The organism is Horticoccus luteus (assembly GCF_019464535.1).
GTDB lineage: Bacteria > Verrucomicrobiota > Verrucomicrobiia > Opitutales > Opitutaceae > Horticoccus > Horticoccus luteus.
The window spans coordinates 1,860,273-1,884,579 of sequence record NZ_CP080507.1 but is presented as its reverse complement, the minus strand read 5'-3'; the positions used below and the strand labels follow the sequence as shown (position 1 = coordinate 1,884,579).

The window sequence follows — 24,307 nt, the reverse complement described above, 5'->3', positions numbered from 1 at the left end:
CGCCATGAGAACTGTTCTGGCAATCCTTCCGGAGGGCTTCGAAGAAGCTGAAGCAGTCACCCCCATCGATTTTCTCCGCCGTGCCGGCGTCCGCGTCACCCTCGCCGCGCTCGGCGACGCATTGACGGTTATGGGCCGCAACGGAATCCAATTGTTGGCAGATAACACCTTGCGCGCGGTCAGTGAAGAGGTCTTTGACTGCGTTTTCCTGCCAGGCGGACCAGGCGTAAAACTGTTCCGGGCCGACGCCCGTGTCCCCGAGTTGCTGACGCGCCAAGCCGCGCGCGGAGGCTGGATCGCTGCCATCTGCGCGGCGCCCACGGTTCTCAACGACGCCGGCTTGCTCGCGGGCCGCAAGTTTACTGCCCACGATTCCGTGCGCGAGGAGTTGCCTGCTATGGAGATAGGAAAGCCCGTGGTCGTCGATGGTAAGCTCCTCACATCCCGAGGAGCCGGCACGGCCGCGCACTTCGGCTTGGTGCTGGTTCAAGAGCTCGTTTCAGCCGCCGCGCGAAATGAAGTCGCGCAAAGCGTGTGCTGGCCCAACGATTGAGAACCTGAATACGCATTAGGACTTCCCTTGCCTGAGGGATTCACCCTAACGTGCAACCCGGATGGTGGCATCGGCAATACTTCGCTTCAACGCGCCCCAAAGAAGTGGCGGGGCGAAGCTTTTGTTGAAATAGGCATGTGCGGCATCGCTGGACTGATCGATAGGGGCCAATCGGCCGAAGAACGCCGGGAAAGAGTGAGTCGCATGTGCGAAAGTATGCGCCACCGCGGTCCCGACGATGGCGGTATCGCTGACCTCGGCCCGGTGACGCTTGGCTCGCGACGTCTGGCGATTTTCGATCCCGCCCACGGGCGCCAGCCCATGCAAACACCGGACGGCCGTTTCACGATCGTGTTCAACGGCGCGATTCTGAATTTCCGCGATCTCAAAGCACGCCTGCATCTGTTCGGATTCACGTTTCGCACCGATTGCGACACCGAGGTATTGCTCGCCGCCTACGTCCATTGGGGCGGCGACTGCGTGAAGGAATTGCGGGGCATGTTCGCCTTTGCGGTCTGGGACGCTCGCGACGAATCGTTATTTCTCGCGCGCGACCCCTTTGGCATCAAGCCGCTCTATTTTTACCGCGACCGCGAAACACTTCTCTTCGCGTCCGAGCTCAATGCGCTCGTCGCCGCCCGGGTGATCCAGGCTGAATTCGACCCGCAAGCCGTCACCGATTATCTGGCTTACATCGCGGTACCCACGCCCCGCACGATTTACCGGCACGTGCGCAGCCTCCGCCCCGGCGAAACCGCATCCTGGAAATCAGGCCTTATGCAGTTCCGCCGGAGCTGGACGTTCTCGGGCATAGCCGCGCAGCCGGCCGCGAAAAGCCGCGCCGAATTCACCGCCCAACTCCGCTTCCAGCTTGAGCAATCCATCGCGGTTCATCGCGTCGCTGATGTGCCCGTGGGTGCGTTTCTGTCCGGCGGCCTCGATTCCTCCGCCATCGTCGGGCTGATGGCGCGACAGGGAGCGGGCAGATTGAAAACCTTTTCTTTGGCATTCGAGGAACCGGAACTCTCCGAAGCAACCGAAGCAGCCGCCACCGCCCAGTATTACGGAACTGACCACGAAACCTTCATTCTTCGCGGCGCCGACGTCGCCCGCGATTTCGACACGCTTATCGCCAGCATGGATCAGCCCTCCGGCGATGGCGTTAACACCTTCTATGTGGCGCGAGCGGCCCGGGTCGGCAGCGTGACCGTGGCGTTGTCCGGCCTCGGAGGCGACGAGCTTTTCGGCGGCTATCCCAGCTTTCGAGATGTCCCCCGCCTCGCGCCGTGGTTGCGCGTCTGGCATCTTTTGAGCGCTTCCGTTCGCGAGCCGATTCTCGCGCGCCTTTCCCGCGGCGAAACGCGCCACCAAAAACTGGCCGACATCCTGCGCTATGCCCGCGATGTGCATGCGCTCTCCTCTTTGCAACGCCGCTTGTTTTCGCAAAGCGCCGCCGAGCGGCTGCTGCGCCCGCCGCTGCCTCCGGAAACCCACCCCGAACTCCACCGACTCTCCGCCGATCTCGGCGCCGACGACGCGTTTCGTGTCGTGAGCGCATGGGAGTTGCGAAACTACATGGGCAACCTGCTGCTTCGCGATAGCGACGTGATGAGCATGCGGCACTCGCTCGAATTGCGCGTGCCGTTCGTCGACCGCCCATTGATCGAGTGGCTTTGGCAGCAACCTACCCGCTTCAAGTTTACTCCCGGACGACCGAAGTCCGCTCTCGCCGACGCCCTCGCCGATGTTCTGCCGCCAGGAATGGCCGCCCGCCGCAAGCGCGGCTTCACTCTGCCTTTCGCGCAGTGGCTGCGCCGCGACCTTCGGCCGTTGATGGACGACATTTTTTCTCCGGCCTCGGTCGCGCGCACCGGCCTGCTTTCGCCGGAAGCGGCCGCCGACGTCTGGCAACGTTACCGAGCGCGCACCGATGACCGCGCGTGGTCCCGGGTTTGGAGCCTTGGAGTGTTGATCGCATTTCTCAACCGGCGCCCCGCATGAAGACGCTTCTCCTCCTGCCGGCGCTTTTCGATTCCGAGGGTGGCATTGAACGCATCATGCGACTCTATACGAAGGCGTTTGGGGAGCTGGCCGGACCGGGCGATGCTGTCAGCGTGATCGTACTCAACGACCGCACCATCCCCGCTGCCCGCTTCGAACCATATCGAACGCCCAGCATCACGACTGTTATAACATGCGCCCGGCGCCGGCTGGGGTTTCTCCGGCATCTCTGGCGGGAAGCGCGGCAGGCCGACCGAATCGTGTGCGGTCACATTCACCTGCTGTTCGTCGCGCGGTTGGTGACCGCGGTCGGCCGCCACCTGCCTACGTCGGTGGTCGCGCACGGGATTGAAGTATGGCGGCCGTTTTCCGCGTTCGAACGCTGGGCTTTGCGCGGCACGCAGCGGATTCTCTGCGTGAGCGATTACACCCGTCGGCAGATTCTCGCTGCCTGCCCGAACCTCCGCGCCGATCAGTTCGCGGTGGTGCCCAATGCACTCGATCCGCTCTTCACGCGTGGAAAATCAGGTCCGACGCAGCCCGCATCCGCGTCGCCGCGCCAAATCATTCTGACCGTCTCGCGCCTCAGCACCGGCGACGCTTACAAGGGGGTCGACACTTTGATCCGCGCCATGCGCGAGGTTCGAACTCGTTGCCCCGCTGCCATGCTTCGCATCGTCGGGCGCGGCAACGACGCTCCCCGCCTCCAGGCGCTCGCGCACACAACCGCGCCGGACGCGATCGAATTCGCCGGATTCCTCCCGGATGCAGAACTCCGAGATGAACTTTGTGCGTGCACAGTGTTTGCGCTTCCCAGCCGAAAAGAAGGTTTTGGCATCGTATTTCTCGAAGCGTTTGCCCATGGCAAACCCTGCATCGGCGCGCGCGCCGGCGGCATCCCCGAAGTGATCGACGAGCACACCGGCATCCTCGTCGAATACGGTGACGAAATCGGCCTTGCCGATGCGTGTGTCGCCGCCCTGCAACACCCGTGGGACGAAGCTGCGATCCGCGCCCGGGCCAAATTGTTTTCGTATGAGAACTTCAAGGCGACCCTCGGCCAGGTATTGCGTCCCGCGCCGGCCGCCCCCGCACCGATGTCATTCGAAAAATAACCCGAATTCGCCCAAACGGCTGCAATCTGATCTTCTCCATGCCTTCTACACTGTCACCTGAACTCGAAATAGTCATCGAGCCGAGCCATGGTTTGCGCTTTCTCAATTGGCGGGAGCTGTGGGCCTATCGCGACCTGCTGCGGCAACTCGTCTGGCGCGATTTCGCCACGCGTTACAAGCAAACCGTGCTCGGCCCGCTCTGGCATTTGGTGCAGCCGCTGATTACGACGCTGATCTTCACCATCGTCTTCAGCCATGTGGCGGAGCTCTCGACTGACGGTCTTCCGCCCACGCTCTTTTATCTCTGCGGCCTGCTGGCATGGAACTATTTCGCCCAATCGTTCAGCTCCACGTCGGGCACGCTCGTCGCCAATGCCGGCTTGTTTGGCAAAGTGTATTTCCCGCGGCTGATTGTGCCGCTTTCGAGCATCGTCTCCAACCTCATCTCCTTCGCGATCCAATTCGTGACGTTTGTCGTGCTCTTCGCTCTCTACCGGATGAGCCACGTGGAATCGTCTGTGGGACCGGGTTGGAGCGCCTTGCTCCTGCCAATCGTGCTCCTGCAACTGGCGGCGCTGAGCCTCGGCATCGGCCTCTGGCTGGCGGCGCTCACCGCGAAATTTCGCGATTTCTCCGTACTCTCCGGCTTTCTCATTCAACTTTGGCTCTACGTCACGCCGATCATCTACCCGCTGGCCAAAGTTCCAGAGCAGTGGCGCGCCTGGGTGGCTTTCAACCCCGTCGCCGTTCCGGTGGAGAGCTTCCGCCTCATGCTGCTCGGCACCGGCTCGGTGACACCCACGCTCATATTGATTTCGGTGGGCACGACCCTGGCCGCCCTCGTCTCAGGCATCCTCGTCTTTCAACGCGTGGAAAAGAACTTCATCGACGTCGTATGAGCCGCCCGATCATCGAAGTCCGCAATCTTTCGAAACGCTACCGGCTTGGCGCCATCGGCGCGACGTCATTGCGTGAGGAAGCCGCCCGTTACTGGGATCGTCTTCGTGGAGTGCCGCATCCGGACAAAGCTGATTTCTGGGCGCTGAAAGACGTATCGTTCGACGTGCAACCCGGCGAAGTGGTGGGAATCATTGGCCGCAACGGCGCCGGTAAATCCACGCTGCTGAAAATCCTCTCGCGCATTACGGAACCCACCAGCGGCTCCGCCCGCCTCCGAGGTCGCGTCGCTTCGCTCCTCGAAGTCGGCACCGGGTTTCATCCCGAACTCACCGGCCGGGAAAACATCTTTCTCAATGGCGCCATCCTCGGGATGAGCCGCGCCGAAGTCCGCCGCAAATTCGACGAGATCGTGGCCTTTGCCGAAGTGGAGCAGTTCATCGACACCCCGGTGAAACGCTACAGCAGCGGCATGTACGTCCGCCTAGCCTTCGCCGTCGCCGCGCACCTCGAACCGGACATTCTGATTGTCGACGAGGTGCTCGCAGTCGGCGACGTTGCCTTCCAGAAAAAATGCTTGGCTCGAATGCGTGTGATCTCGACTGAAGAACGGCGCACCGTGCTTTTCGTCACACACAATTTGAATTCGGTTATGCAACTGTGCACGCATGCCTTGCTATTCGAAGGAGGCCGGATTCTCGCGGATGGTAAACCGGCGGACATTGTACAGCGGTACTTCGGGGCAAACCGCACCAATGACGTCACCGTTGACCTAACTAGAATTATCCGGACAGGAAACTTACGGAACAAAGCACGGCTACTTTCTGTGCGGATGGGGGAAGCATGCTCACCCGCTGCTTGGCAATTTCCCTTCGGCACAAGGATCGCGTTGGAGTTCAAAATTCAGGTGGCACAACGACTCGAGACCCTCGAAATCGGTTTAGGCCTGTTCAACCTGCATGGCTTTGAAGTTTGCTCTAGTCTTAGCTCGTGGAGCAAAAGACATGGGCCGCTGGAGCCCGGCGACTATCTGATGGCAGTCGTCTACCCGGAGCTGCAGGTCGTGCCTGGTCCATACTGCTTTGGGATTGGTCTTCGCTCTGAACGTGGATCGGAAGACTACGTGCGAGAAGCACTTGATATTGAGGTCATCGACTCACCGCAAAGCGCACGTGAGAACTTCTCGACCATTCAAGGCGTGCTTGCGGTCGACATTTCCACCACCATTACACGCACCCCCGACTCAATATGATCACCCGCCTGAAAAACGCCGTTCACGGAGCCGTTCTTGGCTGGAAGAAAAGTCCGCCAGTTTGCAAAAGAGATTGGCGGCCTTCTTGGCTGCCAATCGACATATCGTTCGGTTTGGAATCCGTGGCTCATCCTCATTCGCCGGAAGAACGCGCCGAACTCTTTCTGGCCCATAACGCGGGCTCAACCGAAATCGAGACTCTAAACTGGCTTCACGCCACCGTCTGCCTGACAAAACCGGCTTCCATCCTGGAAACAGGAGCACTCGACGGGCTGGGCACCATCGCCCTGGCCACCGCCTGTCGCGACAACGGATTTGGCAAGGTTCACTCGGTGGAAATCGAGGCGGCGGCCTGTGAACGCCTTTCCGCGAAAATGCGGCGCTATCGGCTTGAAGATTTTGTCGAAGTTCATTGTGCGGATTCAAAGGCTTTCCTGAGAGATACGAACCTTACATTCGATTTCGGTTTTTTCGATAGTCTCTGCGAAATTCGCGCGGAAGAGTATCGAATTTGCCGTGAACGCGCGATCCTCAAAGGTATCGCCGCATTCCACGATACATCTCCTCATCGTACAAAGAAGATGCTGCAGGATCCCCCCGCGCCTGCCCACGAGCTCTATCGCCGCGAAATCCACGACCTTGCACGCGATGAAGAAATGAGCGGCTGTTTTGAAAACACGCTCGCGCGCGGGTTGTTCGTAATTTTCCCAAAGGTTGAAATTTCGTCGCGTTGACCATTCCAAGTTTCACTATACACGGGCTCATTTGCACGACGGCGCGCCGAGTAGCCCGCCGCCTGACCGTGATCCCATCGAGCAGGCATTCTTTCCCTCCGACATGCCCGCCAGTCGCTGAATGAGGCTGTACCCGCAGTTCGACTTCGCGAGCTACCGCCGCCGCGCCCGGCTCTGGCGCTGGGGCGCCGTGCAGCTCTTGCGTCATGGTCGACCGCGGATGGTCTTCTCCCACTATGGCGGGGTCGGCGACGCGCTCATGGTCGCGCGAGTCCTGCACGAATGGCGCAAGCGCCATACGCTCCGGCCATGCGTTTGGGTGATCACGGAAGACCCCGGGCTTTTCGCCTTGAATCGCGATTGCGATCACGCCTTGCCGTTCACCCACGAAACCCTGCGTATGCTCGCGCGCATAGGCGTTCCCATTTGCAGCTTGCACTACGGCGCCCGCGACGAGGCCACCGATCGCGATCAACAACCGGACGGACACCTCATCGCCACGATGTGCCGCCTCGCCGGCGTGAGCGGCCCGATAGAACTCGTCCCCCGCATCGTGCTTTCCGCCGACGAACTGGCTTCCGGTCGCTGGGCCGCAGGCGCTGTTTGCATCCAGAGCACAACCCGCAACGCGCGGTTTCCCATCGTCACCAAGGAATGGGGCGCGGAACGATTCGCCGAGGTGGTGAAATCCCTCCGCGCCGCCGGCCGCCGCGTTATCCAGGTCGGATCGCGCAACGATCCTCCACTCCCGCAAACGGAAGACTGGCGCGGCAGAACCACCCTTCGCGAGACCGCCGCCATCCTCGCCGCCAGCCGTTTGTTCGTCGGCCTCGTCGGTGGATTAATGCATCTGGCCCGCGCGGTCGACTGTCCTTCCGTCATTGTCTACGGCGGTCGGGAATTGCCGGAACAGTCCGGCTATACTGCGAATGTGAATATTGTCTCCCAGCCCGCCTGCTCGCCTTGCTGGTTGTGGAGCCGGTGCGACCATCACCTCGCCTGCATGACCAACATCCTCCCCGCCTCCGTCGTGGCGGCCATTAATGAAGCGCTGTCGGTTCCCCGAGGACCGCTCCCGATCGATCGCGCCGTCGTCGCGCCTTCCTCGACGTCCCGCCCGTGATCGAAACAAACAATCTCCCGTGAGTTTCGTGTTCATCTCGACTATGCGGATGGTTTCTTGGGGCGGCAGTGAAACTCTCTGGCACGGCGCGGCGAAGCACCTCTGTTCCCGCGGTCTGCGGGTCGCCACGCATACCGCGGCCGCCACCCGCCCGACGCCCGCGATGACCGATCTGGCCCGCCTCGGAGTGGCCACCACGTTCGAATTGACTTCCCGGTCGCTTTCGCTGCGTCTTTTGCGCCGCACGGCACCCCGGCTCTACGCGCACAAACTCAATCACCGCCTGCGTGGTTGGCTCGGCACCTTCGAAGAACCCAAAGTGATCGTTTCGTGTGGCAGCCTCCTCGACGATTTCTCCGAACTGGCCAACCTTTCCGACAACCGGATTCCCTACGCCGTCATCATCCAGGCTGCTGCGCCCGAAATTTGGCCGCACGATGGTGCCCTCGCGGGCATCGAAAAATTCCTGCTGAACGCCCGTCGCGTTTTCTTCGTCTCGCACCATAACCGCGAGGACGTTCAACAATTCCTCGGCCGCGAATTGACGAATGCCGAGGTGATCTGGAATCCTGCGAGCCTGCCCGCCGCGTTCAGATCCGGAGAAACGTCGCCGACTTTCCCCCAGGCAGCGGGGTTGAGTCTCGGTTGTGTTGCGCGGCTTGACGTCCACGCAAAGGGCCAGGACCTGATCCTTCGCACTTTGGCTCTCGATAAATGGCGGGCGCGCCCTGTCACCGTCACCTTTTACGGCGAAGGCCCGCACCGCAGAACTCTGCAAAATGCCGCGCACTATCTTCGCATCGATCGGTCCGTATTCGCCGGCCAAACCACCGATATTCCGGCGCTCTGGGAAAACCACCACCTGGGCGTGCTGCCCTCGCGCTACGAGGGGATGCCGCTATCCGTAATCGAGGCCATGATGCTCGGCCGCGCCAATCTCGTCACCGCCACCTGCGCCAGTGCAGAAATCGTCGAAGACGGCGTCACGGGTTTTCTCGCCGCCGCACCGACCGCGACCGCGCTCGACGAGGCCTTAGAGCGCGCTTGGGTGCGACGCGCGGAATTGAAGAAAATGGGCGACGCCGCCGCCCGGACAATTCGGTCGCGTATGCCCGCAGATCCCTGCCGCGAACTTGCCAGCCGGCTCGTCGAGATTTTCGTCAGCGACACCTGAAGATGCGAAAAAAAGCGGCGGTCCTCGTTTTCGCGCATTCGCCCGTCCTCACCGGCTTCGAAAAAATCGCGCTGGAGCAATGCTGCCGCGTGCTCGCGCACCATCCGATCCACTTGATTTGTCCCGAAGGACTTGACGTGTCCGCCTACCGCCAGATTACCCCGGCGCTGCAATATGATTTCATCCCGCCACAATGGCTCGCCAGCTACCGCAGTTACAATCGGCTGAAAATTCTGCCTTACCTTTATCGCCGCTACGCCGACTTTGAGTATCTCCTGACCTACGAACTCGACGCTTTCGTGTTTCGCGACGAATTGCTCGAATGGTGCGCGCAGGGATGGGACTATATCGGAGCCCCGTGGTTCGACCTGAACACAAGTGGCGTCACAACGGCATCGCCGACCGGCGTCGGCAACTCCGGTTTCTCCCTGCGCAGGACTGACGCGATGCTTCGCGTGCTGCGGTCCTTCGGGCATGTGATCCCGGCCTCCACGGTTGTCGCTGACTGGAAACGCGCCGGCCGAATTTCCCTCGGAAGCTTCTGGTTGCTTTTCTCGCGGCTCACCTACCGCAATAATTTCTTCGCCCTCCTGAACGACTTCGAAGGCAACGAGGACGCGTTCTGGGGCCAATTCGCCGCGCGCCGCTTTCCGTGGTTTCGCGTCGCACCTTGCGACGTGGCAAAAAGGTTCTCCTTCGAGGTCAACGCTCCGCGACTCCACCGCGAACTCGGCTGCACCCTTCCGTTCGGCTGCCACAAATGGACCGCGCTCACTCCGGAATTCTGGTATCCGATCATCCGCTCATTCGGTTACAACGTGCGAGAAATCGATCACACCACCATCGGTAATTCCGGCCGCTCCTGACTGGTCGCCGCGATGTCGTTCCTCAAAAAAATCTCCTTCTATCCGACCAGTCTCGCGCTGCGTTTCAAAATCGCCGTCGCCCGCCGCCTGTTGCACGGACGCTTTCGTTGGCACGCGCTCGACGCCCTCGGCATTCCGGGTCACGGCGTCGATTTGCTCCGCGTCGATTTTCCGCCCGCCCTCGACACCAAATCCATCTGGGGCCACGGCCAGCCGCCACACCCCGAACTCGCCGCGCTTCTCTCCGCCAACCGCGGCGAGCAACTCGCCCGTCTCAGCTCCTGCCTCGCGACCGCCGCCGACTGCCGCGCCTGGCCCGCGCACGAAGAGCCCGCGAATGCCGCGCTCTCGTGGCGCGAGAATCTTTTTCTCACGCCCTTCGATCAGGTCGCGCTTCACGGCATGCTGCGCGACGTGCGGCCCGAACGCTATCTCGAGATCGGCTCCGGCATGTCCACGCGGATCGCCTGGCAGGCGCGCCGCAACGGCGGCTTTCCAATGGAAATCGTTTCCATCGATCCCGAGCCGCGCCTCGCCATCTCCGCGCTGTGCGACCAGGTCCACCGCCGCCGCCTCGAGGACATGACCGATGAATTCCTCCAACTTGTCACCCCGCGCACCGTGGTTTTCTTCGACGGCAGTCACCGCGCCTTTCCGGGCAGCGACGTGACGATCTTTTTTCTCAACCTTCTTCCTCGTTTGCCCGCGGGTGCGATCGTTCACATCCACGACATTTACCTCCCCGCCGACTATCCGCCCGCGCTGCTCAATCGCTTTTGGTCCGAACAATATCTCCTCGCCGCCTACCTGCTCGGCGGCGCGCATCGCCTGCAGGTTCTTCTTCCTTGCGCCGACCTTGCGACCCAGCCCGCCGCACGCGCGCCGCTCATCGCCGCACTCGGCCCGGACGACCTTCGCAGCTCCAGCTTCTGGCTGCGGATGACTTGAACGCCACCATTCGCTCAGCGTGAAAAGATTTCTCCGCCTCCTCGCCCGCCGCTTCGGCTACGAGTTCCTCCACCGGACCGACGACGCCGTTCTTCAATCCCTCCTCGACGCCTACAACGACCTCCGCCTCAGCCCCCGCGATCTTCTCCGCTGGGATCATCGCCTCGCCCATCTTGCGAGCCTCAGTCATCTCCGCAGCCAGCTCCACCTTCATGCGATCGATCTGCTCATCGACGTCGGCGCGAATCGCGGCCAGTTCGCGCTCGACGCCCGCCGCGCCGGCTACACGGGCGAAATGCTTTCCTTCGAGCCGCTCGCCGCTCATCAGGCTCACCTCTCCAACCTCGCCGCCCGCGACGGTCGCTGGAGAATTTTCCCCTGCGGCCTCGGCGCCACCGCGGCCGAACTTGATCTCCACGTCTATCACGACGACACCTTCAGCTCCGTCCTCACCGTCAACCCCTCCGCGCAAAACAACTTCGGCCACCTCGTCGCCCTCGAACGCGTCGAACGCATTTCGATCCGCACCCTCGACGAAATTCTCGCCGAGCGGGAGATCGGTCCCGCCCGCCGGATTTTTCTGAAAACCGACACCCAAGGCTACGACGCCGACGTTCTCGCCGGCGCGGCCGATACGTTGCGTCAAACGCTCGCCGTCCTCACCGAAGCGACGGTCGCGCCGCTCTACGACGGTTCGTCGCGGCTCGAGGAAATCAACGCGCTCCTGCTTCCCCTCGGTTTCGCTCGCGCCGGACTGTTTCCCATCGGCTACGCGCCGGAAACGCACACCTTGATCGAGCTCGATTGTTTTTTCTGCCGCCCCGCCTCGCACATCTCACCGCCGCAGTGAAGTGACCGCCGCTCCTCAAATCACCCTGCTCGTGCCGTGCTACAACGCCGCGCGTTTCCTCCCGCGGTTGATGGAGTCCGTTCGCGGGCTGACGCGTCCCTTCGACGCCATCCTCTGCTACGACGACGGCAGCCGCGACGACACCGTGGCCGTCGCCCGCAGTCTCGGCCTCGAAATCATCACCGGCCAGCCCAACGCCGGTGTGGCCCACGCCCGCAACCAGCTCGCCGCCGCCGCGCGCACCGAATGGATTCACTTCCACGACGCCGACGACCTCATCTGCTCTTCGTTTCTCGAACGCCTCGCCCCCGCGTGCGACGCTCAACACGATGTTGTCAGTTGCGACGCCGATTGGGTCGACGAGATCGCGCGCAATCTCATGGTGCCTTGGCGCTACGATCCGGCCGCGCTGGCGAGCACGCCGCTGCCGCACCTGCTCAGGAATTCCATGGGGCTGAACAACAGCATCATTCGCCGCAGCGCGTGGACCGCCGTCGGCGGTTGCGACGAATCCCTCCAAATGTGGGAGGACGCCGATGTCCACATCCGCCTCGCGCGAAACGGTGCGCGTTTCCACCACGTCTCCGAAGTCCTCACGATCTCGCTGCGCCATGCGGACAGCTTCAGCCACGATCACCGCCGCAGTTGGGGTTGTCGCGTCGACGCGCTCGAACGTTACGCGCTCGCTCCGGGGGCGGGAGACATCGCTCCGGCTCTCGTTCACGAATCCGAACACGCCGCGTCCGCGCTCGCGCTCCTCGGCGACCGTCCGACCGCCGAACGCGCCCTCGCGCTTTGCCGCCGTCTCGGCGCGCGTCCTCCGACCACTCGCAATCCGCTGTTGAAACTGCTGAAGCCTTTCGTCCCCGCATATTCGCTGCTGCGCCTCCAAGCCACCCGCCGCCGGCGCAGCGCTTAAAACCGCGCGTCTCTTTTCTTTCATGTCCGCTTCAAAACGCGAAGTCATCCTCGGCCTCGGCGGCCTCCTCGGTCACGACGCCAACGCCGCGCTCCTCGTCGACGGACGGCTGATCAGCGCGTCGCAGGAGGAACGTCACACGCGCATCAAACACGACGGCTCCTTCCCGCGCCGCGCGATCGACGAATGCCTCCAGATGGCCGGCCTCGCGCCCGCCGACGTCACCGACGTCGTTTTCGCCGAGAAACCGCTGCAGACCCATCTCTTCAATCTCTCCGCGCTGCCCGGCAACGCGTTCACCCGCGCGCTCGGCCGCCTGCTGCCCGAACGCTGGCCCGGCCTCTACACGCAACCCGCCCGCGCGCTTCTGCCGAACGCGCGTTTCCACTACGCCTGGCATCATCTCACCCATGTCGCCGGCGCGTTTCACACGTCGCCGTTTCAACGCGCCGCGTTTCTTTGCGTCGACGGCAAAGGCGAGGATTACAGCGCGAGCATGGGTGTGATCGACCGCGGCGAGTTGAAAATTCTCTTCGAGCAAACCTACGAGAACGGCCTCGGCATGTTCTATACGCTCGTCACCCACTACCTCGGATTTCTCTCCTTCGGCTCCGAATACAAAGTCATGGGCCTCGCGCCCTACGGCCAGCCGACTTACGTCGAAAAACTTTCCCGCCTGTTCACGACCGACGAGCACGGCGGCTTTCGCCTCCGGTTTCCCGTTCGCTTCCAATGGAATTCGCTGATGGCCGCGCTCCCGCGCATCGCCGAAGTCACCGGTGTTCTCGTCCGCGATCCCAAAGAACCCGTCACCGACGCCCACATCGATATCGCCGCCTCGCTCCAGCAGATTTTCGAAAACGAGGTTTTGAAAATGGCGCGCTTCATCCGCGCCGAAACCGGCGAGGACCATCTCCTTTTCTGCGGCGGCTGCGCGCAAAACTGCGTCACCGCCGGCCAGCTCCGGCGCGCGAAAATTTTCCGCTCCGTCTTCAATTCCCCCGTCGGCGGCGACATGGGCAGCGGCTTCGGCGCCGCGTTGCTTCTCGCGCGCGAACAATTCCGCGGCACGCCGCTCGCCATCGACGCCCGTGGCTTTTACCTCGGCAGCGAGCCCGGCGCGATTCCCGCCGCAGCCGAGCCGTGGGCGGTTCCCTTCGAAGGCGACCTTTTCGATTTTGTCGCGAGTCAGCTCGCCGCCGGAAAAATCGTCGCCTGGGTCCGCGATCGCATGGAACTCGGCGCCCGCGCCCTCGGCGCCCGCTCGATCCTCGCCGACGCCCGCCAGCCCGGCATGCAATCGCGCCTCAACCTCGCCGTGAAATTCCGCGAGTCCTTCCGTCCATTCGCGCCCCTCGTCCTCGCCGAACATTGCGCCGAGTGGTTCGACACCGCCGAGCCGAGCGACTTCATGCAATACACGGCCTATCTCGCCGAGTCGCGCCGCACGCCGCAGCCGGAACATTTCGCCTCGCTGCGCGAGCGCCTCGATTTCCCGCGCTGCGAAATCCCCAGCGTCATCCACGTCGATTATTCCGCGCGCCTGCAAACGATCCATCGCGATGTCCATCCTGACATGCACCGGCTGCTGACCGCGTTCAAACAGCAGACCGGCATTCCGATCCTGATCAACACCAGCTTCAACGTCTCCGGCCAGCCGATCGTCCGCACCGCCACCGAGGGCTGGGACTGCTTCCTCAACACCGACATCGACCTGCTCGTCCTCAACGACCGCGTCTTCCGCAATCCTTTCCAGAAAACCCGCGAGGAAAAACTCTCATGGCTAAAGCAATTCGCCAAATCGGCTTGAAGCTCGTCATCGCTGCGCTGCGCCTCTTCGAGCGCCCCGCGCTCGCCGGGTGGCGTCGCAGCACCCGCCCGGTCACGCTTCGCGGCAAATAAGGAGCCACAAGGTCGTCGCAGTTCTCAAACCGATCCATCCTCCGTTCGGCTCTTCAAATGTCTTCCGCAACCGTTTCCTCGACACCCAAGTGTTCCCTCCATCTCGCACCGTTAATCGCAACGGTCGTCGGCACGCTCGATCGCTGGTCGCGCTGGCGTTTCATCGCCACGAGCGTGCTCGTTTCGCTTGGTCTCAGCCTGTTCTTTTTTTCGCCCAAGTTGTGGCTGATGGACACACCGCTGCCCGGCACCTTCGAGTGGGATCGCGCGCTGACATTTCTTCACCAATGCGGCGCGCCGTTCGCCACCGATGTCGAACCGGCGATGCGCTGGCGTCTCCTGCCGCCCCTCATCGCTCATGCGCTTGGCCTCACCGGATACGGCGCATTCGTCATTCCTTACGTCGGGTTGATTGCGCTGCTCGCCTATTGGTGCGCCGCCGCTGAACGCTTGGTCGGGGATCGTCTGTTCGCCGGGCTCCTTACGATCCTCCTCGCCACCACCGGAGCGGTCTTGTCCATCACCAGCGTCTTTGGGCTCAATGACGCGTGGTTTCTCGTTGGTCTGCTCGCCGTCGCAGCGGGGCGCCGCTGGCCGTCTCTCATCCTGCCTGGCCTGCTGGCGCCGTGGGTGGATGAACGTTTTCTTCTCGGCTGGGCTGCTGCGCTCTTCTGTCGTTGGTGGCTGCAAGATCGCCCGTCGCGCTTCGGCGCCCAACTCGCAATCGCCCTCGCCGCGATCCTGCCTTACGTCCTCGCCCGCGTCGGCTACACCCTGCTCGTGGGTGATCGCGGTTCGGCTCATTTCGTTGCGTCCGCGCTTGCGATCGTGCCGATCTACCTGCCGTATGGCCGTCTTGGCTGGTGGATGGGCTTTCGCGCCGCCTGGCCGCTTCTCTTGCTCGCCGGGTATGATTGGTGGCACTGCGGCGGCCGTTATTCCGTCGTTGTCGGCGCCGGAACCACGCTTGCCGGATGGTTGGCGGTCACGCTGCTCGCGGCCGATTTGTCGCGATCGACCAATCTCCTGCTGCCCATTCTCCTTTGCGGTGCGGTGACCCTGCACCGCCTGAATGTCTCGTCCGTCGCCCGCTACTATTGGCTCGCTGGCTTGGTCGTCGCCAACCTGGTCATCCCCTACGAAACCGTGATCTACAACAAGACGTCGCTCTTCTGGAGTCTGCCGGTCGAACTTCTGCGTCTGTTCAAAAACCATCACTGAGCACAAAAATTCACGACCGCACCACCTCGTGATTGCGCGTCTCGCCATGGAGCTCACCGTCATCATTCCGACCCACAATCCCGACCTGCGCCGCTTTCGCGCCACGCTCGAGGGATTGCGGCGGCAGACGCTCGCCCCTGCCCGCTGGCAGACCGTCGTGATCGACAACGCCTCGACCACTTTCCCCGTCGCGGCCGATTACTCTGACGTATCCCCGGCAAATCTCCGCGTCGTCCACGAACCGCAGCTCGGGCTCACCTCGGCGCGCCGGTGCGGATTTCGCGAAGCGAATACGCCCTTCATCGTCTTCGCCGACGACGACAACGTCTTCGCGCCCGACTACCTCGCCAACGTCCTCGCGATTTTCTCCGCCCATCCCCGCCTCGGCCTCATCGGTGGAAAATCTTTGCCGCAATTCGAGTCCGAGCCTCCCGCGTGGAGCCGAGAGTTTTTTCCGCTCCTCGCGCTGCGCGATCTCGGTGACACCGAAATTATTTCCAACGGCCTCCGCCCCGCCGGCGCGCCGCAAAACCAATATCCTTCGTGCTCTCCGATCGGCGCCGGTCTCGCCGCGCGCACTGCCGCCCTCAAGCCGTGGTTCGACCGTCCGGCCGCGCTCTCCGATCGGCGCGGCGCCGATCTCAGTTCAGCCGGCGACAACGACATCGTGCTTTGCTCGCTCCGCGCCGGCTGGGAGGTCGGCTATTTTCCCCAGTTGAGCCTCACCCACCTGATTCCCTCCGCCCGGCTCGACGCGACTTATCTCGCGCGCCTGAACCGCGGCATTCAAAAATCATGGATGCAGGTTCTCGCGCTCCACGACGCAAACTCGTGGCCGACGATTTCGTCGTGGTCACTGCCGCTGCGCGTGGCGAAAATGTGGTGGGTTCATCGCGCATGGCTTGGCCCGGTCGAACGCATCCGCTGGCAAGGCGCCCGCGGCCATTTCGAAGGCCGCGTGCAATGAAAGGCCTCAACCACGCCGCACTCCTGCGGCTTCCATTTTCCCTCTGTGAACTCTGCCGATCAGCCATCCTCACCCTTGTCTGAGCTTGTCCGCGCCCGCGCGCTCGCCGCGATTCCCCCGCCGACGACGCAGTACCGCAAGCCACCACTCACGGCCGGACGGCTTCTCTATCTGCTCTACTTCGCCCCCCGGGGCGCCCTGAAGAAAGGCGTGTGGAAAACGATGCGCGGTGCGCGGGGGCGGCGCGCGATGCAGCGAGCATTGCCCGACTTTCGTCTTCCAGAGCCGCCCGGCGCTACGAGCGCCGTACCGATTGACGCTCATTTTCTCATTGGCGCCCGCTACCTGCCCGAAGCCTGTCTCGTCGCCCATTCGCTCGCGTGGGCAAGCGGTCGGTCTGTCGTGCCGCACTTCTATGACGACGGCACGCTGACGTCCGCCGATTGCGACTTCCTGCGGGCCAAACTTCCCCGGGCTCAGTTCACGTTGAAATCCGAAATCGGCGCCCGCCTCGACGAAGTGCTTCCCGCCGCCCGGTTTCCCTGCCTGCGCAAACTTCGGCCTGCGTACCCGCACATTCGCAAACTCACCGACATCCATCTTTTTCCAGGCGAATGGAAACTCGTGAGCGATGCCGACGTGTTGTTCTTCGCCCGGCCGGCTCAACTCCTTGACGCGATGGCCGCGCGACGCCCGGTCCACATGGTGGACGTGGCTCCGGCTTATGGCGTGCCGCAGTCCGCCCTCGAGCGTCTGGCCGGCTGTCCCGTGCATGAAAAAATAAACGTCGGTCTCTGCCATCTGCGCACGCCGGACATCGATTGGGATTTCGTCGAACACTGCGCCGCCACCTTGCTCGCCGAATACGGTTTCACCTACTACCTCGAACAAGCGCTCACCGCCACTCTCCTCGCCCGTGCCGGCGCCGCCCCGCTGAACCCCGCGGACTACGTCGTCTATCCGACAGTCGACATTGCCCGCCGTGCGGATTGTGCGGCCATTCACTACGTCGACGATTCCCGTAGTTTTTATTACGACTTCGCTTGGCGACAAGTGCTCGCCCGCTCCCGCTGATGCTGCCGAGCCTGACGGTCATCATCCCGGTTTACAACCGCACCGCCGTGCTCGTGCATCCGCTGCGGAGTTTGCGCGAAGCCGCCGCCGCCACGCCCGATCTTCAGTGGGAGATTGTGGTCGTGGATGACGGCTCCACCGAAGATGTCGCGAGCGTGCTCGCCTCATTCTCCGACCTGCCGATCCGTTTGCACCGTCAGGAGAACAAAGGCCTCCTGGCGGCGCGTCTCACCGGCTTGAGTCTGGCCCAACATGAGGCCGTACTCTTCCTCGACGGCGACGATTTGGTGGCGCCGGGAAAATTCACTGCCCAACTCCCAGCCCTGACCGGCGCGGATGTCACCTATGGCGATGTCGGACGGGTTGAGCTGGAGGACCATGGCCAACTCGTGGGGGCCCTTCGTCTCGACCAACCGCTCGCGCCGTGCGACGAGCCCGCCGAGTTTTATCTCGGGATTCAACCCGCGCCCCATAACCCGATTTTCCGTCGCACCTATTTGATTTCGGCGATCGCCCCGCCGCTCTTTCCTGCGCACCGGATCTACGACCCGATCGCGGAAACGTGGTTTTACTATCACCTCTCGATCATGCCCGCCCGCATCAAATACGTTCCAGGTGCATGGACCATTGTCGGCGATCATCCGGGCGAACGCATCAGTCGCGCGTGGGAACGACAGGCTTTCGCAGCGTTGCATCTTATGCGCTCGTTCATGGCGGCTTGTCCGGTGTCGACGGCGACCGTCGCCGCGCGGCAGAGAGTCGGCCATTGCGCCTTTGCGACCTGGAGGGCGCTGCCCTACAACTTCACCGGCTTTCCCGCCGATGACTTCATCGCAATCTGGCGCACCGCACCGCGTGCTCCCTTGGCGGAGCTTGGTGGCCGGTGGTTCCAACGCCTCGCGCGAGTGGTTGGGCCGGTCCCCGCCGCTCGTATTTTTCGACGCCTGCAACGCGGTCCCTATTCTCGGATTCGCACGCTGAGCTCCGCGCAATTGGCCGCCCTCGTGCATGAGTGAACCGCTCGTCAGCATTCTCATCCCCTGCCACAACGCCTCTCAATGGTTGGCGCAAACGCTTGAGTCTGCCTTGGCGCAGACGCACCCCGACTGCGAAGTGATCGTAGTTGACGATGGTTCAACGGATACGAGCAGCGAAGTCGCTGCCCGCTTCGCATCCCGCGGAGTCAGGCTTTTTCGGCAGCCCCAATCGGGCGCCGCCGCCGCGCGAAACGCGGCCATTACCCACGCGCGTGGTGATTACTTCCAATTCCTCGATGCCGACGACTTGCTGCATCCGGACAAAATCTCCCGGCAAATCACGCGGCTCATGCGCGAGCCCGTCGGGCGCGTCGCGAGCGCGGCCTGGGCTGGCTTTCGCCAGCAGCCTGATGAAGCGGTGTTTTCCGCCGAACCCGTGTGGCGCGACGCGGCCCCGATCGACTGGCTCGTCCTCTCCTGGGATGGCGGCGGCATGATGCATCCCGCCGCGTGGCTCACCCCGCGTGCCGTCGCCGAACGCGCTGGACTGTGGAATGAAACGCTCTCGCTCGACGACGACGGCGAATATTTTTGCCGCGTATTGCTGGCCAGTTCCGGCGTCTGCTTTTGCCCCGAGGCGAGAAGTTACTACCGGCGGCACGTCGGCGGCAGCCTCAGTCATGCCAAATCACCGGCAGCCTGGCGCTCCTCCCATGCGGTGTGCCGGTTGATCCAAACCGCCGCGCTGGCAATTGAAGACAGCCCGCGCGTGCGCCATGCCTGCGCGATGAATCATCTGCGGTTTGCCTTCCGCGCCTGGCCCTACGCCCGCGAGCTCACGCGCCTCAGTCTCGCTGAGGCCAAGAAACTCGACCCCGCCGCCCGTATGCCGGGAGCCGGCACCCGCTTCAATCTTGCCGCCCGCCTGCTCGGCTGGCGGGCCGCGCGCATGCTGCAACATCGTCTCTCGCACCCGCTATCTTCGTGAGTTCCGACCCGCGACTCTTCCTCTACTACAAGACGGCTCCGGAAGCCAACCGCTGGCTTCCCGGGGATCGCTGGATTCGCCCATTGGTCCGTCGTGTTGTACGAGGGCCGCGCGTCCCCAGCGGAATTGACAAAGTGTATCTTAACCTCGCCGCCGGCCTGCGTAAGATTGGCGTGCCATTTCAATTTAACCGTCCGTGGCATGAAATCCGCCCCGGCGACCGCGTCGGTGTGATCGGTCGCGATCGGCCGGCGTTGGCGGGATATGATCGCCCCAATCCGATCGTGGCTGGCGTCGCCCTCATGACTCACCCGAGCGAGTGGCCGACGCTTTGTCAGGATTATCCCGTCGCCCGCTACGTGCAGCACTGCCAGTGGGCAATCGACATCTACCGACCGTATTACGGGGACAAGGTCTGCGCCGTCTGGCCCGTGGGCATCGATACGGATGCATGGCAGCCTGCGTCCGCTTCCGCGCGCACCTGCGATTTTCTCCTCTATAACAAAATCCGCTGGAACCACGCCGCTATGGACCGGGATTTGGTCGAGCCGATTCGCGCCGATCTCCGCCGCGCCGGCCTCACGTTCGAGGAAATCCTTTACGGCCACTATCGCCCCGAGGATTACGCCGCCGCCTTGCGCCGCTGCCGCGCGATGATCTTCATTTGCGAACACGAAAGCCAGGGCATCGCCTATCAGGAGGCCCTCGCTGCGGGCGTGCCCGTGCTCGCCTGGGACCCCGGTGAGTGGCTCGATCCCGCCCGTTTCGCCTGGGGAACCCCGCATGTCGCCGCCACCTCGGTGCCCTACTTCGATGCCCGGTGTGGCGAACGGTTCGTCAATCACGCGGCGTTCGGCCCCGCCCTCGGTGTCTTCCAAGATCGCCTCCAAGCCGGACGCTATGCGCCCCGCGACTACATCATGGAGAATCTCACGCTTGAGCGCTCTGCCCGTCGTTACCTCAAATTGCTGAACGAAGTCGCATCACAACCATGATCTCCGCCCACGCTCTTGCGAAAAAAGTACGGCACTTCCAGGGCCTCCGCAATTTGGAAGCGCTCTGGCGGTGGTTGCGCCCCGTCTACCAGTGGCTGCTCGACCCCCTGGGCCGCGGTGTCCAGATCACGCTGGGTGGGCGTGCCGTGCGTTTTCCTGCCGCACTCCTCAGCCACTATCCCGACTGGAGCGGCTACGAACGCGAGTCGTTTGAAGCACTTGCAGGCTGGCTCGATTCGCAACCCGGCCGCCTCACCTTGCTCGACATCGGTTGTTCGTTCGGCGTCGTCACGTCTTTCGCCGTGCAAATCTGTCCGCGGGTGGAAGTCATCGCCTTCGATTCGGACCTGACGTCGTTGCGCGCGCTTGACGCCGTCGTGCCATCAGGTGCGCTCGACCGTGTCAAACGTGTCCACGGGTTGCTTGGGGCAACCCACGCCTCGGGATCGAATTTGGAAGCTGCCATTGCCACGACATTGCGCCAACTTCCTGCCATCCCACCCAAGGTCGCCATCAACCACAGTCAATACGTGTGTTTTGGCGAAGCCGGCGCCCGCACCGTCCCTCAACACCAACTCGACGCCCTGCTGGCGGGCGTCGCCTTTCCCGGTCCGGTGCTCCTGAAATGCGATGTCGAGGGCGCCGAATTGCTCGTCCTCAACGGCGCTGCCGAACTCCTTCGCCGCATTCGCCCGGCCCTGTTGCTGAGCGTGCATCCTCCGGCTTTGCCGCGCTTTGGCCCGACACCAGAGGACGTCGCCGCCTTTCTGACCCAGCACCACTACCGGTGGAATGTGCTCGCCCGCGACCACGAGGAGCATTGGTGGTGCGAACCCATTTCCTCATGACCTCGGCCATCCGCCGATTGCTGGGGCCTGTGCTCACATCCCTGCTCGCCCATACGCCGCTGCAATTCTGGCCGGTGCGAATCCGCCACGGCTTTCTGCGCGGCAACCGCTGGACGCTCTGGCCCCATTCGGCCTACTGGCGCGGCGACTATGAGCCCGAGGTTCAGGCCGCACTGGCGCGCAACGCTCCGCCGTTGGGCGGCGCCGCCTGGGACTTGGGCGCGCACTTCGGCTTTTATACGCTGTGGCTCGCCCGCGCCGTCGGACCGGCCGGACAGATCTGCGCCTTCGAACCCGACTTGGTCTCGTTCGACCGCTTGCGCCGGCACGTCACCATGAACCGTCTCGGCCACGTACAAATTTTTCAATGCGCGGTCAGCGACGACACGGGCAACCGGCTGCTTATCCAGAGCCAAGGCGCAGGCGCGACAACCTCGCACCTGCCCTATCAGGGCGAAACGACCGCCGGTCAGCATACCGTGGCGATCCAGACAGTCGCCCTCGACGCCCTCGCAGAGAAGGAGGCATGGCGCCCGCCGCAATTCATCAAGATCGACATTGAGGGGCATGCCGCCTCCGCCTTGCGCGGCGCGCAGCGCACTCTGGGTCGCCACCATCCGGTCCTCCTCATCAGCCTGCACAGCCCGCAAGAGGTCGACGGCGTGCGTATCGAATTGCAGCCGCTCGGCTATCAGCCTTACGCGCTCGATGGCGCACGCCTCGACTGGTCCGAAACTTTATTCAAGACGGTCATCCTCAAAACCTGATTTCGCTTCATGCCCGCCCTGCCCAAAATCAGCCTCGTCACGACGAACTACAACTACGGGCATTTTCTCGACGCGACCCTCCGTTCGGTGCTCGACCAGAACTATCCCAACTTGGAGTACATCGTCATCGACGGCGGCAGCACGGATAACAGCGTCGAGATCATCAGGCGCTACGCGGACCGGCTCAGCTTCTGGACCAGCGAGGGCGACGCCGGCCAGGCTCACGCGTTGAACAAGGGCCTACGCCGCTGCACCGGCGACATCGTCGGCTTCCTCAACAGCGACGATCTCCACCGGCCCGACACGCTGGCTAATGTCGCCGGTCTTTTCGCCGACCCAGATGTTGCCTGGATCGGCGGGTCTTCCGAAACGCTCGATGTCGAAGGCCGACCGACCGGCGTCACCGCCCTTTCGCCGCCGAGCACGGCGGTGCAATGGGTCGCCGGCCTGCGTTTTCCGCAGCCGTCATCGTTCTGGCGGCGGCGGCTCACGGAGGAACTCGGCTCCTTCGAGGAGCATCTGTATTATTGTTTCGATCAGGAATACTGGGCGCGTTTCGCGGTCGCCGGTCATCGTCCGGTTTTCTCCACCGCGCCGCTGAGCCGGGAACGTTTTCACCCGGGTCAGAAAACAGCCAACCCCGCTCCGCGCTACATGCACGAGCGTCTCTTCATCGCCCATAAATTTCTCAATCGGCTCGATCCCGTGGCAGCGGCCGCCCTTCGACGGATCATTCGCGGCCACGAACGCACCCTCCTCCGCGATCTTTTTTATCAAACGCCGCCGCCGAGCTTCTCCACTTTTTTCCGCACCCTGCGCCATCATCCCGATCTGCTCCGCGATCGGCAGACCTGGGGACTGTTGAAACAGCGTCTTTTCACCCGCCAAGATTCCTGATCCGGCATGGCGCGCATCGCGATTTACGTTGGGCGGCACCTCTGCACGGCACCGCGACCGTGCAAGGAGGCCGACGCCCTCGCCGCGGCCGGCCACATCGTCACCGTTCACGGATTGTGGTCCGATCCGCGACTCGTCGCGCGCGACGAAGCGTTGCTCGCGAATCGCGTCTGGAAATTCACGCCCTACGCCGACTGCCGGCCCGACACCTTGCACCGCCGCTGGCGCTGGTGGCGCGTCCGCGCCCGCAATCGCCTCGCCCGCGAACTCTTCGTCCGCACCGGCCGGATCACCGCTGACATTTTCGGCTACGGCACCGCGGCGCTCGCTGCGCACGCGAAAAATTCCACGGCCGATCTCGCACTTTTTCACTCCGAGGGCGGTTTATGGACCGCGCGACAACTCCATCGCGCCGGCCGGCGCGTCGGCATGGATTTCGAGGATTGGTTTTCCCGCGATCTCCCTCCCGCCAAACACACAGGCCGCCCGCTCGCCGCGCTCGCACAACTCGAGTCGGCCGCGCTGCGCTTCGGCCCGTATGTGCTCGCGACCTCCCACGCCATGGCCGACGCCCTCGCGAACGCCTACGCCGGCCCGAAACCGGCCGTCATCTACAACACGTTTCCGATCGCCGACGCGCCGCCCGCTCGCACGGCCGCCATCGATCCGAGGCGCATTTCGCTGCATTGGTTCTCGTTGTTTCTCGGACCCGACCGCGGCCTCGAAACACTTTTCGCCGCGTTGCCCGCGCTTCAAGAAAACTGGGAGCTTCACCTTCGCGCCGACGATCCCGGCCACTACGCCGCGCACCTGACCGCCTCGCTGCCGGAGCGACTTCGCTCACGCGTTCATTTTTCTCCCACGGTTTCCAACGCCGAATTGCCTGCGCGCATCGCCGGGCACGACATCGGACTCGCCCTCGACGTGAGCCACATCCCCAGCCGGAATCTCACCGTCACGAACAAGCTCTTCCAATACCTTCAGGCCGGCCTCGCCGTCGTCGCCAGCGATACCGCCGGCCACGCCGAAATTCTCGAACAAGCTCGCGACGCCGGCGAATTGTTCACGGCCGGCGACTCCGTCGCGCTTACCGCCGCGTTGCAACGTTTCTGCAGCGATCCCGTGCGTCTCGTTGCCGCGAAGCAAGCCGCCCGCCGCGCTGGCGAAACGATCTTCGCCCATGAACGCCAGGCGCCGCTCTACGCCGACCTCGCCGATCGCGCGCTTCGCAGCGCCTGA

24 protein-coding genes are annotated in these 24,307 nt (G+C 63.2%); all 24 read left to right on the top strand.

Features of this window, described 5'->3' with window-relative positions; genetic code table 11:
- Window positions 1–4: 4 nt before the first annotated feature.
- The 24 genes from K0B96_RS07825 (at window position 5) to K0B96_RS07715 (ending at window position 24,307) form a co-directional block, all read left to right on the top strand.
- A complete protein-coding gene (locus K0B96_RS07825; protein ID WP_220165789.1) occupies window positions 5–553 on the top strand; it encodes a DJ-1 family glyoxalase III in 549 nt (182 codons plus the stop codon).
- A 135-nt stretch (window positions 554–688) separates the two neighbouring features.
- Window positions 689–2,554 carry an asparagine synthase (glutamine-hydrolyzing) gene (gene asnB, locus K0B96_RS07820; protein WP_220165787.1) on the top strand — a complete coding sequence of 622 codons (1,866 nt, stop codon included), beginning with the start codon at window positions 689–691 and terminating at the stop codon, window positions 2,552–2,554.
- Window positions 2,551–3,669, top strand: a complete 1,119-nt coding sequence (locus K0B96_RS07815) for a glycosyltransferase family 4 protein (RefSeq protein WP_220165785.1) — start codon at window positions 2,551–2,553, stop codon at window positions 3,667–3,669. The genes asnB and K0B96_RS07815 overlap by 4 nt, the downstream gene beginning before the upstream one ends.
- A gap of 38 nt (window positions 3,670–3,707) precedes the next feature.
- Window positions 3,708–4,568 carry an ABC transporter permease gene (locus tag K0B96_RS07810; RefSeq protein WP_220165783.1) on the top strand — a complete coding sequence of 287 codons (861 nt, stop codon included), beginning with the start codon at window positions 3,708–3,710 and terminating at the stop codon, window positions 4,566–4,568.
- A complete protein-coding gene (locus K0B96_RS07805) occupies window positions 4,565–5,818 on the top strand; it encodes an ABC transporter ATP-binding protein (RefSeq protein WP_220165776.1) in 1,254 nt (417 codons plus the stop codon). The genes K0B96_RS07810 and K0B96_RS07805 overlap by 4 nt, the downstream gene beginning before the upstream one ends.
- Window positions 5,815–6,552 (top strand): class I SAM-dependent methyltransferase, encoded by a 738-nt coding sequence (locus tag K0B96_RS07800; RefSeq protein WP_220165774.1) that lies wholly within the window; start codon window positions 5,815–5,817, stop codon window positions 6,550–6,552. Before K0B96_RS07805 ends, K0B96_RS07800 begins: the two co-directional genes overlap by 4 nt.
- Before the next feature lie 121 nt (window positions 6,553–6,673).
- The gene (locus K0B96_RS07795) at window positions 6,674–7,675 is read left to right on the top strand and encodes a glycosyltransferase family 9 protein (protein ID WP_220165772.1); all 1,002 of its coding nucleotides are present in this window, start codon (window positions 6,674–6,676) and stop codon (window positions 7,673–7,675) included.
- Window positions 7,676–7,718: 43 nt separating this feature from the next.
- Entirely contained in the window at window positions 7,719–8,849 is a 1,131-nt protein-coding gene (locus tag K0B96_RS07790) for a glycosyltransferase family 4 protein (protein WP_220165770.1), read from the top strand.
- 2 nt (window positions 8,850–8,851) lie between these two features.
- The gene (locus K0B96_RS07785; protein WP_220165769.1) at window positions 8,852–9,715 is read left to right on the top strand and encodes a DUF5672 family protein; all 864 of its coding nucleotides are present in this window, start codon (window positions 8,852–8,854) and stop codon (window positions 9,713–9,715) included.
- Window positions 9,716–9,727: 12 nt separating this feature from the next.
- Entirely contained in the window at window positions 9,728–10,663 is a 936-nt protein-coding gene (locus K0B96_RS07780; protein WP_220165766.1) for a class I SAM-dependent methyltransferase, read from the top strand.
- Between the two features lie 19 nt (window positions 10,664–10,682).
- Window positions 10,683–11,513 carry an FkbM family methyltransferase gene (locus tag K0B96_RS07775; RefSeq protein ID WP_220165764.1) on the top strand — a complete coding sequence of 277 codons (831 nt, stop codon included), beginning with the start codon at window positions 10,683–10,685 and terminating at the stop codon, window positions 11,511–11,513.
- Window position 11,514: 1 nt separating this feature from the next.
- A complete protein-coding gene (locus tag K0B96_RS07770; protein WP_220165762.1) occupies window positions 11,515–12,432 on the top strand; it encodes a glycosyltransferase family 2 protein in 918 nt (305 codons plus the stop codon).
- Between the two features lie 22 nt (window positions 12,433–12,454).
- Entirely contained in the window at window positions 12,455–14,242 is a 1,788-nt protein-coding gene (locus tag K0B96_RS07765; protein ID WP_220165760.1) for a carbamoyltransferase family protein, read from the top strand.
- The gene (locus K0B96_RS17355) at window positions 14,212–14,334 is read left to right on the top strand and encodes a hypothetical protein (RefSeq protein ID WP_255558893.1); all 123 of its coding nucleotides are present in this window, start codon (window positions 14,212–14,214) and stop codon (window positions 14,332–14,334) included. Before K0B96_RS07765 ends, K0B96_RS17355 begins: the two co-directional genes overlap by 31 nt.
- 57 nt (window positions 14,335–14,391) lie before the next feature.
- Window positions 14,392–15,555, top strand: coding sequence for a hypothetical protein (locus K0B96_RS07760; RefSeq protein ID WP_220165758.1), 1,164 nt, complete (start codon window positions 14,392–14,394; stop codon window positions 15,553–15,555).
- 28 nt (window positions 15,556–15,583) lie between these two features.
- Entirely contained in the window at window positions 15,584–16,522 is a 939-nt protein-coding gene (locus tag K0B96_RS07755; RefSeq protein WP_220165750.1) for a glycosyltransferase, read from the top strand.
- Window positions 16,523–16,597: 75 nt separating this feature from the next.
- Entirely contained in the window at window positions 16,598–17,596 is a 999-nt protein-coding gene (locus tag K0B96_RS07750; protein ID WP_220165748.1) for a hypothetical protein, read from the top strand.
- Window positions 17,566–18,612: a glycosyltransferase family 2 protein gene (locus tag K0B96_RS07745; protein ID WP_220165746.1), complete on the top strand. Its 1,047-nt coding sequence runs from the start codon at window positions 17,566–17,568 to the stop codon at window positions 18,610–18,612. Before K0B96_RS07750 ends, K0B96_RS07745 begins: the two co-directional genes overlap by 31 nt.
- Window positions 18,605–19,561 carry a glycosyltransferase family 2 protein gene (locus K0B96_RS07740; protein WP_220165744.1) on the top strand — a complete coding sequence of 319 codons (957 nt, stop codon included), beginning with the start codon at window positions 18,605–18,607 and terminating at the stop codon, window positions 19,559–19,561. The genes K0B96_RS07745 and K0B96_RS07740 overlap by 8 nt, the downstream gene beginning before the upstream one ends.
- Window positions 19,558–20,556, top strand: coding sequence for a glycosyltransferase (locus tag K0B96_RS07735; RefSeq protein WP_220165742.1), 999 nt, complete (start codon window positions 19,558–19,560; stop codon window positions 20,554–20,556). Before K0B96_RS07740 ends, K0B96_RS07735 begins: the two co-directional genes overlap by 4 nt.
- Window positions 20,553–21,404, top strand: a complete 852-nt coding sequence (locus tag K0B96_RS07730) for an FkbM family methyltransferase (protein WP_220165740.1) — start codon at window positions 20,553–20,555, stop codon at window positions 21,402–21,404. The genes K0B96_RS07735 and K0B96_RS07730 overlap by 4 nt, the downstream gene beginning before the upstream one ends.
- On the top strand, window positions 21,401–22,171 hold the full coding sequence (locus K0B96_RS07725) for an FkbM family methyltransferase (RefSeq protein WP_220165738.1): 771 nt from the start codon (window positions 21,401–21,403) through the stop codon (window positions 22,169–22,171). Before K0B96_RS07730 ends, K0B96_RS07725 begins: the two co-directional genes overlap by 4 nt.
- A gap of 9 nt (window positions 22,172–22,180) precedes the next feature.
- Complete coding sequence (locus K0B96_RS07720) at window positions 22,181–23,068, top strand: glycosyltransferase family 2 protein (protein ID WP_220165736.1); 888 nt, start codon at window positions 22,181–22,183, stop codon at window positions 23,066–23,068.
- 6 nt (window positions 23,069–23,074) lie between these two features.
- A complete protein-coding gene (locus K0B96_RS07715) occupies window positions 23,075–24,307 on the top strand; it encodes a glycosyltransferase (RefSeq protein WP_220165734.1) in 1,233 nt (410 codons plus the stop codon).

Excerpts from the sequence above, each read along its gene's own strand:
- K0B96_RS07825 (WP_220165789.1), top strand. The coding sequence starts at position 5 with ATGAGAACTGTTCTGGCAATCCTTCCGGAGGGCTTCGAAGAAGCTGAA.
- asnB (WP_220165787.1), top strand. The coding sequence starts at position 689 with ATGTGCGGCATCGCTGGACTGATCGATAGGGGCCAATCGGCCGAAGAA.
- K0B96_RS07815 (WP_220165785.1), top strand. The coding sequence starts at position 2,551 with ATGAAGACGCTTCTCCTCCTGCCGGCGCTTTTCGATTCCGAGGGTGGC.
- K0B96_RS07810 (WP_220165783.1), top strand. The coding sequence starts at position 3,708 with ATGCCTTCTACACTGTCACCTGAACTCGAAATAGTCATCGAGCCGAGC.
- K0B96_RS07805 (WP_220165776.1), top strand. The coding sequence starts at position 4,565 with ATGAGCCGCCCGATCATCGAAGTCCGCAATCTTTCGAAACGCTACCGG.
- K0B96_RS07800 (WP_220165774.1), top strand. The coding sequence starts at position 5,815 with ATGATCACCCGCCTGAAAAACGCCGTTCACGGAGCCGTTCTTGGCTGG.
- K0B96_RS07795 (WP_220165772.1), top strand. The coding sequence starts at position 6,674 with ATGAGGCTGTACCCGCAGTTCGACTTCGCGAGCTACCGCCGCCGCGCC.
- K0B96_RS07790 (WP_220165770.1), top strand. The coding sequence starts at position 7,719 with ATGCGGATGGTTTCTTGGGGCGGCAGTGAAACTCTCTGGCACGGCGCG.
- K0B96_RS07785 (WP_220165769.1), top strand. The coding sequence starts at position 8,852 with ATGCGAAAAAAAGCGGCGGTCCTCGTTTTCGCGCATTCGCCCGTCCTC.
- K0B96_RS07780 (WP_220165766.1), top strand. The coding sequence starts at position 9,728 with ATGTCGTTCCTCAAAAAAATCTCCTTCTATCCGACCAGTCTCGCGCTG.
- K0B96_RS07765 (WP_220165760.1), top strand. The coding sequence starts at position 12,455 with ATGTCCGCTTCAAAACGCGAAGTCATCCTCGGCCTCGGCGGCCTCCTC.
- K0B96_RS17355 (WP_255558893.1), top strand. The coding sequence starts at position 14,212 with ATGGCTAAAGCAATTCGCCAAATCGGCTTGAAGCTCGTCATCGCTGCG.
- K0B96_RS07760 (WP_220165758.1), top strand. The coding sequence starts at position 14,392 with ATGTCTTCCGCAACCGTTTCCTCGACACCCAAGTGTTCCCTCCATCTC.
- K0B96_RS07740 (WP_220165744.1), top strand. The coding sequence starts at position 18,605 with ATGAGTGAACCGCTCGTCAGCATTCTCATCCCCTGCCACAACGCCTCT.
- K0B96_RS07730 (WP_220165740.1), top strand. The coding sequence starts at position 20,553 with ATGATCTCCGCCCACGCTCTTGCGAAAAAAGTACGGCACTTCCAGGGC.
- K0B96_RS07725 (WP_220165738.1), top strand. The coding sequence starts at position 21,401 with ATGACCTCGGCCATCCGCCGATTGCTGGGGCCTGTGCTCACATCCCTG.
- K0B96_RS07720 (WP_220165736.1), top strand. The coding sequence starts at position 22,181 with ATGCCCGCCCTGCCCAAAATCAGCCTCGTCACGACGAACTACAACTAC.
- K0B96_RS07715 (WP_220165734.1), top strand. The coding sequence starts at position 23,075 with ATGGCGCGCATCGCGATTTACGTTGGGCGGCACCTCTGCACGGCACCG.